The organism is Streptomyces sp. CC208A (assembly GCF_030010625.1).
Lineage (GTDB): Bacteria > Actinomycetota > Actinomycetes > Streptomycetales > Streptomycetaceae > Streptomyces.
In genome coordinates this window covers 1-12925 of the sequence record NZ_JASCXN010000035.1, presented here as the reverse complement: position 1 = coordinate 12925, position 12925 = coordinate 1, and the positions used below count along the sequence as shown (strand labels likewise).

The window sequence follows — 12925 nt, the reverse complement described above, 5'->3', positions numbered from 1 at the left end:
CCTCGGCTACGCCTCCCCCGCCTGGGCAGGCGCCGCGATGACCCTCCTGGCCCTGCTCACCGCCACCGTCTCCCTCCGCCTCACCCGCGCGGGAAAGTCCCGCGTGGAGTCCCGCGTGGTCCTCGGCGTACACGACCGCACGCCCACCCCGCAGCCGCAACCGCAGCCGCCCACCCGCACCTCCCGCCCGTGACCGACCGGCCTCAGTCCCACTGCCGATCGGCGGCACGGGCCGACGGGCCGGGCATCCCGCCCCTGACCGGGGACGAGACGCCCGGCCCGTCGTGGCGCCGCTCGCACGAGGGCGTCAGAAGAGGTGGTTGTACGTGTTCCAGCCGCCGCCGATCCGGACGCGGGTGGCGAACGGCGCGGCCGCCTTGCCCGTGCCCCGGTACAGCCACAGGACACCCGACCGGTCACGCGCGACCACGTCCGCCCGGCCGTCGTCGGTGAGGTCACCGGTGACGACGAGCTGGTCGTACCCCTGCCAGCCACCACCGACCCGCACCCGGGCGGCGTACGGCGCCGTGGCCCTGCCCGTACCCCGGTACAGCCACAGCACACCGGCCTTGTCGCGAGCCAGAAGATCGGCACGGCCGTCACCGGTGAGGTCGTCACCACCGACCAGCCGGTCGTAGACCTGCCAGCCGCCGCCTATCCTCACCCGCGCCTTGAACCGGGCTCCGCTGGTCTGGATGCCAGTGCCCTTGTAGAACCACAGGACACCGGCCTTGTCGCGGGCGACCAGGTCCACGAGCTTGTCGCCGTCGAGGTCGCCAGCACCGGTGATCCGCTCGTAGATGTTCCAGCCGGCGCCGACGCGGACGCGGGGCATGTAGGTGCCACCGCTGTAGCCGATCTGCCGGTCGTAGTACCAGAGCACACCGGCCCTGTCCCGGGCTACGAGATCGCCCAGGCCGCGCGTGGCGGCGGACGGCTTCACGACACCCTGCGTGTAGGGCCCCTGGGTGTAGGGGGAGAGGGAGGTGACGGTGTCGTAGGTCTGCCAGCCGGGGCCGACCGCATGCCGGCTGCGGAAGGGAGCAGCGGCGCTGCGGGTTCCGGTGTACTCCCACAGCCTGCCGGTGGTGTCGCGGGCGTGGAGACCGTGCCAGGGCTTGACGGGGGTGCCCTGGACGGCGAACGGGGCGCTGGTCTGGCGGACGTCGGCCTCGGGAGGAGTGACCGTGGTGTAGAGGTCGTAATCGGTGTAGGCCACGTACTTCTGGGCGTACTGGCCCGGCCCGCTGGTGAGGTCGTAACTGATGACGTGATCACCGGGTTCGAGCTTGCAGAGCAAATTGGCCCCGGCCCCGGCCCCCCAGCCGATTTCGGAGACGGGCACCCAGCACTCGGCACCCGTATCAGAGGTCGGGCTGCCGAGGTGGATGGCCGACGTGCCCCTGAGCAGCTGTCCCTCGGCCATGGTGAAGCGGAGGGCGATCCTTCCAGCGTCCGCGGCGTGGACACGGAGCCGCTGGCGGACCGTGCCACCGTTCGGGACGGGCGGCGTGTCGAAGCCGACGGTGTTGAGGGCGGCGGAAGCGGCGGACTTCACCGTGACCTTGGCGGTGCCGCGGCTCCCGGACGCCGGGAGGCTGCCCGCGCTACGGGCCTCCTTCACGGCCGTGGCGAGGTCGCCGTTGGACGCCATGTACGCGAAGCCCCAGTACAGGGTGGTGTCGGCGGCGTCGGCGGGGACAACGGCTTCGGGCTGCTGGTACGTCGACCCCTCGCAGACGAAGACACCCGTGTACCCGGCGGCCTGGGTGCAGTGGTTGGCGTGGGAGACGTAGCCCTTCGGAAGCCCCGCCCCCGCGCCCGCCGGATCAGTCATCGGCTTCGTGCCGACCGTGACGACAACCTTCCCCCAGAAGGTCGTGCCCGACTCGACGATCGGGTAGAACCGCGGCACCGAGCCCGGCCCCGCCACCACGTCGTACCCCGACAGCTTCAGCTCGTCGGCGGCGACGGCGGTGGGCGGGCTGAGCAAGGCGGCCGTGGAGAGGATGCCGCCAGCCGCGAAGAGCGTGGCCGCGCGGCGGGTGAGACGTCTCATGTGTGTCCTTTGCGGGAGTGCGGAGCGACTGTGGCCCGAGGTGCGCTCCGGCCGGGTCGCGCTGATGGTGGAGGGGCCCATGGGCGGCAGGCGTGCCATGCCTCGGGAGGGCATGGCACGCCTGGTTCGTCAGGGCCGGTGGTCGGCTAGAAGATGCCGCGGATGGTAGTGGCCCAGCCGGCGGTTCCCGCGAGGCGGGGTGCGCTGTGGGCGGTCTTGGCACCGGGGTAGATGAGGAGGCATCCGGTGGGGCACAGGATGCTCTTCGCGTTGCCCGCGGCGTCGACGTAGTTGACAGGGGTGTTCGGGTCCGCCGGGGTGGTGGCCCAGATGTCACCGGCTTCCTGGCCTGCGGTCGGGATGAACCGCTTGAAGTTGTAGGTCTTGGCCTCGTTGTCAGGGCCGGGCGGAAGCTCCGGCGAGGGCTCCGTGGTGATCGTGTAGTCCTTCAGGGTGCCCTGCGTGTTGCCCGGAGACGTCAGATAGGGGCGCTGGTTCCAGCCGCCGGTGCCGTAGACGGTGCGGGGGAGGAACTTGTAGGGACTGCCGGGGCAGGAGACGGCGTCGTTGACGCAGCCGGGATAGAGGTAGAGCTTGCCGTCGCTGGGGTCGCGGGCGACGAGGTCGGCGTAGGAGTCGCCGTCGACGTCGCTGACGGCGAGGTTGGTGAGGTCGCGCCAGCCGCCGGTGCCCAGGACGACGGGGTTGCCCCAGTCGAAGGGCTTGGTGTGGTCCTGGCCGCCGCCGCCGATCCCATTGCCGCTGTACAGGATGAGACGGGCGTTGACGCACTTCCGCTGCTCCGGCGGAAGCTTTACATCGTCCCAGATGCATTCGACGGTGATGAGGTCGTTGCCAGGCTTTCCGTCGATGTTGCCGGGAAGGAGCATCTGACGCAGACCGCTCCAGTCCGAACCCATGGCGGGGTGGGGGGCGAGTTCCTTGCGGGTGTAGGCCCACGGGGTGCCCATGCCGTTGCCGGGGTAGACGTAGAGCTTGTTGTCGGGCAGGCGGACGAGGAAGTCCTCGTAGCCGTCGGGGGCCGAGTCGCGGTACTTCATGCCCTTCAGGTCGCCGCGGTGGGCGATGAGGGCTCCGGTCCAGCCGCCGGTGCCGACGAGCTGCCGGGCTGCCGGGGCGCTGAGGTTGCCGTTGCCGCCGTAGAGCCAGAGCTTGCCGTCGGGATCGGTCGCGACGAAGTCGGAGAAGCCGTCGCCGTTGAGGTCACCCGGCCGGTCGGGTCCGTTTTCGTTGTCTACGGGGTTGGTATCGGTCTCGTACACGAACACCGGCTTCGTGGTGAGGTTGATCTGGTCGCCGCCGCCGGCGAGCTCAGACCGGTTGCCGAACTTGTCGTAGGCGACGACGTTGATCGTGCTGACGGGGTTCGCGACCGGTGTGAGGGTCACCGTGGCGGTGTGCAGAGCGTCTGTGCCGGCGTCGACCCAGGTGCCGTTGGGGCAACGGGGTGTCGAAGCCGCGGACAAGGGACGGTCCACCGCCCAGCAGTAGCCGGCAACGTCGCTCACCGTGTTGGTGAACTTGAACTTCTGGGGGACACGGGCCGTGTACGTGTCGCCGGGTACCTCGGGCTTTCCGTTCATGGCGGGTACACCAGGCTCTCCGGCCAGGGTGCCGTCCATGTCGTAGACAACCACCGGCTTGTCGGGACCGACGCGGTCGACGGAGAAGGAGCACGGGGCCGTCACGGCGCTGCTGGTGTTCTCGGTGTCGGTGGCGTACACGGTCCAGGTGTACGTGCCGTTGGGCAGCTTGCCCACAGGCATGGTCACGGTGGCTTCGCCGGCCCCGTCAACAGTTTCGTAGTTGTAGTTGGGCGCGAAGCTGAGGGAGGTGCCGCTGGAGTTCCTGATCCGGAAGTTGGCGGTGACCTTGCCGCCGTCGGGGTCCTTCACCTTGGCCGTCAGGCTGATGCCGCTGTTGCCGATGCGTCCGCCGCAGGCGACCGGGACGTTGCCGTCGCCGGACGCGACGTAGTAGCCCTCATAGGCGGCCTTGCTGATGACGACGGGCTTGTAGTTGTAGTTGACCTCGAGCACCGGGTTGTTCTTGAACCGCTTGTAGGCCCTGGTGTTGCCCAGGTAGCTGTCCGGCGTGCGCAGGCCGAAGGTCGTGGTGCCCCAGCGGTTGTCGGCGGCCTTCTGGACGAAGGCCTTCAGCGCGTCGCTGGTGAAGTCGTGCCCGACGTCCCCCGGGCAATAGGTGTCGTTGCCCCCGAAGAAGGAACCTGAGGCGAGCTTGCTGCCCCAGACCTGGGTGTTCCACGTCGGGGTGGTCCCGATGCCTCCGGCGGACCACAGCTCGGTCGGGCCGACGGACGAGTCGCACACCCAGGAGTGGGTCTGGATGACGGCGAACGTGGCGCTGTTGATGGTCGCGCCTTCGAGGCCGTTGGTGTTCATGGCGAAGAACGACCGGGTGTCGCCGGTGCCGTTGTAGCCGACCCGCGGTTCGTCCGCCGGGTTGGACGAGTTCCAGCCCGAGCCGTTGGGGTAGGCGGCGTTGGGCGTGGCCGAGTACACCACGGCCCACTTCTCGCGGACACCGCCGCTGAAGGGCGGGCCGATGACCAGCGGGAACTGGTCGGCGGAGGCCAGCAGGTCCGCGTCGGGAGTCAGGGTCAGCGCACCGTCGCCGATCTCCACGCCGACGGGCGCGTTGTCGGGCACACTTTCGGGTGCACTCTCGGGCGCGCTCTCAGACACGCTGTCGGACTGCGCCGGCCCGGCGGCGAAGGAACGCTTCTCCGTCCGCGAGGTGGTCCCGGCCGGCGCCTCGGCGGGCTCCTCGGCGGGCTCCTCGGCCGGTACCGCGGGCTGTTCCCACATCCTGGGGCTGGGCGCGCTGAAGACGGTCTCGCCGGCCTCGTCCTTGGCCAGCAGCTTGCCGTCGGCGGCCTCGGTGAGGGTGACGCCCTCGGTCACCAGGCCGAGCTCGATGCTCTTCAGAGCCGGGTCCGCGGCGGCCTCGGGCGTGTGGATGACCAGGTGCTGGGCGAAGCCGTCGACTTCGGCGATGAGCTGGAGGTCGACGCCGGGCAGGACCGAGGGGTACGTGGCGGTGTCGCCGTCCAGCACCGGCTCGGGGAGCGCGGTCGGCCAGGTCAGGGCGAGCTTCCTGCCCTGCTTGACCATCGTCGCCATCGGCTGGTCGCCGCCGCCGGAGAAGGTGATCGGGAAGCTGGGGGCCACGGGTTCGACCGAACCGTCGGACTTCCGCACGAGCTTGGCGTCGGTCCGCCGCCACATGCCGTCGTACCGCGTCCACTTCGGGATGCCGTAGGAGCGGCGGGTGGTCGAGCCGTCGGGGTTGGCGAAGAACTCGGTGCTCTCCTCCCGGCGGTCGAGGATCTCGATGACCTTGCCCGTGCGGGCCGCCTCGGTGAAGGCGACCTCCTCAAGCAGCGCGGACGGCGACGACGGCGCCTCCGCGCCCGTGGTCACGGCTGCCGGAGAGGCGTCGGACAGGGCGACGGCCACTGAGGCCGGAAGCGTCACGCTCACGGCTATCGCCAGAGCCAATGCTCTGCGCCCCCGTCTGAGCCTGAGCCTGGTGGTGCTCATGTACTGGTTCCTTTCCGGAGAGCATGGGGTTGCCCAACGGGCGGAAAAATTGTTACTGCTCCCCCTTGGCCGGGAACTCTAACCTGCCGGACCGACATTCAGATCAGCGGGTCTCGGCGACTCGCCAAACGCGCGCACCAGGTTCGCATAAACCATTTCAGGTGGATCTACACGCTCCAGGGAAGCTGTACATCGAGAGGTGACAGACCCCCTCCATGATGCGCCTTTTGCCCACAGCTGGCTCACATAATGCCTGGTTGGCGGCTTGGCCAAACTCCAGAAAGGGGCCTCACAACGAAGGGGTCACGACCTGACAAACTAATGCCTCAACCCTTGTTTTCAGTTGCCACCGACACTTGGCGCCATGTTGGATGCGCGTGATCATCGATCCTTGACGCACAACCGGGGTGGGGTTCTCTCATGGTGTTCCGAAGTCGCTTTGCCATGCCCTTTCACAGGCGCAGGAGAAGACAAAGAAGGGGCGTGCCGGGGCAGACAGGAATAGTCGGCGCCCTTACCGTGGCGATGAGCCTTTCCGTGCTCACCGCGCCGACGTGGGCCGTTCCCGGTGAACAGGCCGGTACACCGGCGATACCGAAGACCGAGTCCGTCGACGGCACCGACTTCATGCCCGCGGGCCTGAAGAAGAAGCCTCGGCCGTCCACTCCATGGCAGGCACCGGCTGTCACCTGGCCCACCGCCGCCACCGAGGAGATCACCCCGCAGCCCTCATCAGCCGGAGCGCGGAAGGTCGGCGGTCTGCCTGTCCGCCTGACCGCACCTGGCAGCAGGAGCGCGAAGAACGGCAAGGCCCCCGGTCGCACGGAAGTCTCGGTCAAGGACCGCTCCGCCGCTCGTGCGGCCGGCGTCGACGGCCTGCTCATGACGTTGCGCCCCGCGGACACGACGGCCGCGTCCGCGGGTCCGGTCGAGGTCGAGGTCGACTACAGCGCCATTCGCGGCGCCTACGCGGGTGGCTGGCCCTCGCGTCTACGGCTGGTCACCCTGCCCGCGTGCGCACTGACGACTCCGGACAAGCCCGAGTGCCGCAAGCAGACTCCTCTGGCCACCGAGAACAACGCCAACGACCACACCCTCACCGCCACCCTTGCCGCCTCCGCGTCCTCCAGGACCGTCAAGACCGGCATGGACGACTCGGCGAAGACCACGGCGGCGTCGGCGCCCACGGCCTTCACCGCCGGCGCGGCCGGCGTCACCGTCCTGGCCGCCACGGCCGACACCGGCGGCAGCGACGGCTCCTACGAGGCGACCTCGCTCGCCCCCTCCGGCTCGTGGTCGGCGGGCGGCAACTCCGGCGGCTTCGGCTGGAACGTGCCGATCGACGTCCCCAGCGCCCCCGGCGGCCTGGTACCGAACGTGGGTCTGTCCTACAACTCCTCCTCCGTCGACGGCCGGACCGCGTCGACCAACAACCAGTCCTCCTGGATCGGAGAGGGCTGGGAGTACTCCCCCGGCTTCATCGAGCGCCGCTACGCCTCCTGCGAGAACGACAAGCAGGGCGGCAACAACACCGCCAAGACCGGTGACCTGTGCTGGAAGTCGGAGAACGCCACCCTCTCCCTCAACGGCTCCTCGACCGAACTCGTCTGGGACGCGGGCAAGAAGGTCTGGAAGCTCGAGAGCGACAACGGCTCCCGCGTCGAGCGGATCTACGACACCGAACCGAACAACTCCGGTGACGAGGACTCCGAGTACTGGAAGGTCACCACTCTCGACGGCACCCAGTACTGGTTCGGCAAGAACCGCCTCCCCGGCTGGGAGACCGGCAAGACGGAGACCAACTCGGTCTTCTCCGTCCCCGTCTACGGCAACCACGCCGGCGAGCAGGGACACGCCACCGACTACGCCTCCTCCGCCGAGCGGCAGGGCTGGCGCTGGAACCTCGACTACGTCGTCGACCCCCACGGCAACGCCATGGCCCTCTACTACACCAAGGAGCAGGGCTACTACGCGCAGAACAACAAGACGGCCGCCCCGCAGCCCTACACCCGCGGCGGATACCTGAACCGCATCGACTACGGCCTGCGCGCAGGCGCCGTCTACACCACTGCCAACCCCGCCGGCCGCGTCACCTTCACCACCGCGCCCCGGTGCACCGCCACCGACTGCTCCTTCACCAAGGCCAACGCCGCGAACTGGCCGGACACCCCTGTCGACCTGAACTGCACCTCGGGCACCGAATGCCTTCAGGCGTCCCCGTCGTTCTGGTCGAAGCAGCGCCTGACCGGCATCAACACCTTCTCCCTGGTCGGCACCAGCATGATCGCCGTCGACAGCTGGGCCCTCGTCCAGTCCTTCCCGGCGACCGGTGACACCTCCACCCCGGCCATGTGGCTCAACTCCGTCCAGCGCACCGGCAAGGCCGGACCCACCGCGGACATCACGCTGAACAAGGTGTTCTTCACCGGCGAGCTCATGCCCAACCGGGTCGACTCCGCCGAGGGCCGGCCCCCGCTCAACCGCTACCGCATCACCAAGATCACCAACGAGACCGGCGGCCAGACCCTCGTCAGCTACTACGCCTCGAACTGCACGCCGACCAACCTGCCCGCGCCTGATGCGAACAACATGCGGTGCTACCCCGCGTGGTGGACCCCGGCCGGCGCGGTCGAGCCGGTCAAGGACTGGTTCAACAAGTACCTCGTCAGGCGCATCGACGAGAACGACACCACTGGTGGCAGCGGCTCGGAGACCAAGACCACCTCGTACACGTACCACAACGGCCCGCACTGGCGTCGTGACACGAGCGAGTTCACCCTCGACAAGCACCGCACCTGGAACGTCTTCCGCGGCTACCCCACCGTCCGCACCTACAGCGGCGGCGACACCAACCGGGTGAAGACCTCCAAGACCTACTTCCTCGGCATGGCCGGCGACACCCTCGCCGACGGCAGCCCCCGCACGGTCTCCACCATCAACGGCATCACCGACCGCGAGGACTTCGCCGGACGCGTCTCGGGCTCCTACGTGTACGACACCGAGGGCACCGGCGGCAAGGTCGTCGCCAGGACCCTCTACACCCCCTGGCAGTCCGCGGCGACGGCGACCCAGCAGGTCAAGGGCATCACCGATCCCGACAAGCCCGGCACCCCCGCGCCCACCCTGCCGGCGAAGACGGCCCGCCTGTCCGGCACCGTGACCGAGAAGGGCAGCACTCTCCTCGACGACGGCACCACCTGGCGCACCCTCACCACCACCCGCGCCTACGACACCACCTACGGTCTGCTCACCAAGGAGACCGACGACGGAGCCGGCACCGTCGAGGCCCGCTGCACAGTGACCGACTACGTCACGCCGGACACCACCAACTGGCTGATCGGCTACCCCAGCGAGGTCACCACCGCCGACAACACAGCCTGCTTGACCGGCCCCGGCGAGGTCACCAGCCGCACCCGCACCTACTACGACGGCAAGACCCTCGGCGCCGCTCCGGACGCGGGCAAGGCCAACACCACCAAGGCCGAGCAGCTCGCCCGCCACGAGAGCGACAACACTCCCGTGTGGGAGACCACCGCCCAGGCCACCTACGACCAGTACGGCCGTGTCCTCGTCGCCAAGGGCCAGGACGGCCAGCCCGTCACGACCACCTACACCCCCGCCACCGGCGCCCAGCCGACCACGGTGAAGGTCGCCAACGCCAAGGGCCACACGTCCTCGACCACCCTCGACGGCATGCGCGGTCTCGCCCTGAGCACGACGGACGCGAACGGCCGCACCTCCGCCAGCGACTACGACACCCTGGGCCGCCTGACCAAGGTCTGGAGCACCGGCCGGGCGAAGACCCTGCAGCCGAACGCCACGTTCACCTACAAGCTCTCCTCGACCGTCCCCTCCACCGTCATCACCAAGAAGCTCTACGAAGACGGTCTGTGGGGCACCAGCGTCACCTACTACGACTCGCTGCTGCGCGCCCGTCAGACCCAGTCGCCCTCCTTCGGAGTGAACGGCCGCGTCATCAGTGACACCTTCTACGACACCCACGGCCGCGCTCACCTCACCTACGCGCCGTACTACAACAGCAGCGCCGTGTCGACGACTGCCATGTTCGTCGTGGCGCCGAAGGACGTTCCCCAGGCGTTCCAGAACAAGTACGACGGGCGTGGCCGTGTCACGGAGAGCATCCAGCTCTCGCTGAACGCGGAGAAGTGGAAGACCACCCACACCTACGGCGACTTCTGGGCCGCCAGCGTTCCGCCCGCCGGCGGCACCGCCACCCTCGCCCTCACCGACGTCCGTGGCCGCACGATCGAGGAGCGCCAGTACAAGGACCGCAACCCGGTCCCGGACGCCGCGCCGACCCAGTACGAGAAGACCACCCGCACCTACGACTCCGCCGGCCGACTCGCGTCCCTCACGGACTCCTCAGGTCGCAACACCTGGCGCTACACCTACGACCTGCGCGGACGGCAGCTGACCGCGGCCGACCCCGACAAGGGCCAGACCACCAACCACTACGACGCCGCCGGACGCCTCGACACCGTCACCGACGCCCGCGGCACCCTGGCCACCACCTACGACGAGCTGGGCCGCAAGACCACCCTGCGCACCGGATCCGTCACCGGCACCAAGCTGGCCGAGTGGACCTACGACACCGCCACCGGCGGCAAGGGCCTGCCCCACAAGTCGATCCGCTACGACACCGCCAACGCGAGCGCCGCCTACACCACCGAGGTCACCGGTTACAGCTCGGCCGGCCGGCCCACGGGCACGAAGGTGACGGTCCCGAGCATCACGGGTGAGGAACTCCTCGCCGGCACCTACACCGTGGCCACCACCGCCACCCCGGTGAGCGGCCTGCCCAAGACGGCCACCTACAGCACCACCAACACCAACGCCACGACCGCCCTCCCCACCGAGACGGTCAACAACCACTACGGCTCGAACGACACGCTGGCCATCGTCGACAGCTCGCTCGACCACGCCTACCTGCGTGGCGCCGGCTACACCCCCTTCGGCGAACTCGCCCAGGCCCAGCTCGGCAACCTCGGCAAGCTGGTCACCCAGACCCTCACCTACGACAACTCCACCCGACGCCTGGTCAAGAACCAGATCAACCGCGAGGCCACCGGCCCCGCCACCCTGTCCTACATCACCTACGGCTACGACCCGGCCGGCAACATCACCTCCATCCGGGACGCCCAGAACGACGGCACGGTCATCGACGACCAGTGCTTCACCTACGACTGGGCACGCCGCCTCACCGACGCCTGGACCTCCGGTGACGCCTGCGCCACCAAGTCCGTCAACGGCACCGGCACCCCCAACCTGGGCACGACCGACCCGTACCGGACGTCCTGGACCTTCACCGACACCGGCCAGCGCAAGACCGAGACCCAGTACAAGGCCGGTCCGATCGCCGCGAACACCACCCGCACCTACACCTACCCCACCACCGCGGGCGCGGCCCAGGCCCACGCCGTCCGCTCGGTGACCGCCACCGGCGGCGCGACCGGAACCGACACCTACACCTACGACGCCACCGGCAACCTCATCAAGAAGGCCCCGGCCGGCGGCCCGGTGCAGGACCTGACCTGGACCGAGGAGGGCAAGCTCAAGACCTCCACCGTCTCGGGCCAGACCACGTCGTTCCTCTACGACGCCGAAGGCACCCGCATCATCAAGCGGGACCCGGCCAAGACCACCCTCTACCTCCCCGGCGGCCAGGAACTCGAACTCACCCGCAAGGCCGGCACCACCCCCGCCGCCCTCACCAACGGCACCCGCTACTACAGCGTCCCCGGCGGCTCGGCGATCCGCACCAGCAAGGACAACAACAGGGTCGGCCTCCTGGTCTCCGACCACCACAACACCAACACCCTGTCCATCTCCGCCAGCAGCCTCGCCACCAACCGCCGCAAGACCCTCCCGTACGGCGGCCAGCGCGGCGCCGCCCCCTACTTCTGGCCCAGCGCCAAGGGCTTCGTAGGCGGCGACATCGACACCACCACCGGCTTCACCCACATCGGCGCCCGCGAATACGACACCAACCTCGGCCAGTTCATCAGCGTCGACCCGATCCTCAGCCTCGACCTGCCGCAGTCGCTCAACGGCTACAGCTACGCGAGCAACAGCCCCATCACCTTGTCCGACCCCACGGGCCTGCGAGAGATAGCCAGCGCGTACGGCAACTCCAACACTCCGGCAGAAAGCTCGTACACCAACAACTACGTCTATTCACCCACACCTAATGAAGGAGGGAGCGGTGGCACCAATAACGAATCCACCTCAAGCGGCGATAGCTTCGATCGAACTTGCAATAGAGTCTGTCAGGATCAGATAGCTGCAGCGAATTCATCCTCCTCGAGGTCCGGGGAGTGTGGATCCACGATCGGAGGCAGCAACTGCCCGGGGTTCAAAACACCCCCTACACCTCACGGCCCCCTTACGAAAGTTAACTGGTGGGAGAAGTTCACCGCCGTACTCCGATCCGTCCTGGGGGATGGAGAACCTGAGCCTGATTACCCGTGCACACCAGGGATCGCATGCAAGCCTAAGCTCAATATTGTTCCCATTCTCCCCTTCGGAGCAGGCCCCGGAGGACCTCGCCCCGGCCCCGCCGGACTTGCGCGCCTCCCTGCCGCCGGTTCGATATCCCCCAAGGCAGTGAGATACTCTCAGGACAGCATCAAGGGCTCCTTCAAGGACGGGCAGAGCTTCACTCAGGCAATAGATGACCTGAAGGCAGGCCGGGCGACAGCTAACGACTTCCCGGCTATTCGAATATTCGAGCACGAAGGGAAGATCTACACCCTGGACAATCGAAGGCTCTATGTATTCAAAGAGGCAAATATCCCGATCAATTTCAGGCGAGCCACGCCCCAGGAAGTCTCCAGCGAGAGCTGGAAAATGACGACCCAAAACGAAGGAACCTCAATCAGGGTCAGGTGAAGGAATGGTCGATATTCAGCAAATGGTTGAGGGAATCGAGACCCGAGAGGAGCTCGCCGAATTCCTGAGACTTGCAACCGAAGACCTCAAATCCAACCCCCAGGCATGGGAAAACGATTCCCTGGAAAGTTTCCTGTCAGCGTGGTCCGCTTGGGTGACGGATTGCCCAGGATGGTTCTCTGCGCGCGGCGAGATGACTCCCGACATTCCAGACTGGAAACTGATTGGCCGGATGGTGTTGGCCGCTAGGGTTTACGAATGATGCGTCCCTCTAGAGATTCAAGTCCAGCCACTTAGGCGCCTTCTATGTAACTGCCCGTCACTCTTTGTGGCGGGCCGTTGCATACTCTGAACCACAGAAGTTCCCGCTGTA

General features: G+C 67.9%; 4 protein-coding genes. 2 read left to right on the top strand and 2 right to left on the bottom strand.

Annotated features, from left to right (window positions below; translation table 11 throughout):
• Positions 1-307 precede the first annotated feature (307 nt).
• Complete coding sequence (locus tag QK442_RS29585; RefSeq protein WP_282697160.1) at positions 308-2059, bottom strand: VCBS repeat-containing protein; 1752 nt, start codon at positions 2057-2059, stop codon at positions 308-310.
• A gap of 146 nt (positions 2060-2205) precedes the next feature.
• Positions 2206-5643: a hypothetical protein gene (locus tag QK442_RS29580; RefSeq protein WP_282697159.1), complete on the bottom strand. Its 3438-nt coding sequence runs from the start codon at positions 5641-5643 to the stop codon at positions 2206-2208.
• A gap of 525 nt (positions 5644-6168) precedes the next feature.
• Here QK442_RS29580 and QK442_RS29575 point away from each other — a divergent pair.
• Positions 6169-12552 (top strand): RHS repeat-associated core domain-containing protein, encoded by a 6384-nt coding sequence (locus QK442_RS29575; RefSeq protein WP_282697158.1) that lies wholly within the window; start codon positions 6169-6171, stop codon positions 12550-12552.
• 4 nt (positions 12553-12556) lie between these two features.
• Positions 12557-12814: a hypothetical protein gene (locus tag QK442_RS29570; RefSeq protein WP_282697157.1), complete on the top strand. Its 258-nt coding sequence runs from the start codon at positions 12557-12559 to the stop codon at positions 12812-12814.
• Positions 12815-12925: the final 111 nt, after the last annotated feature.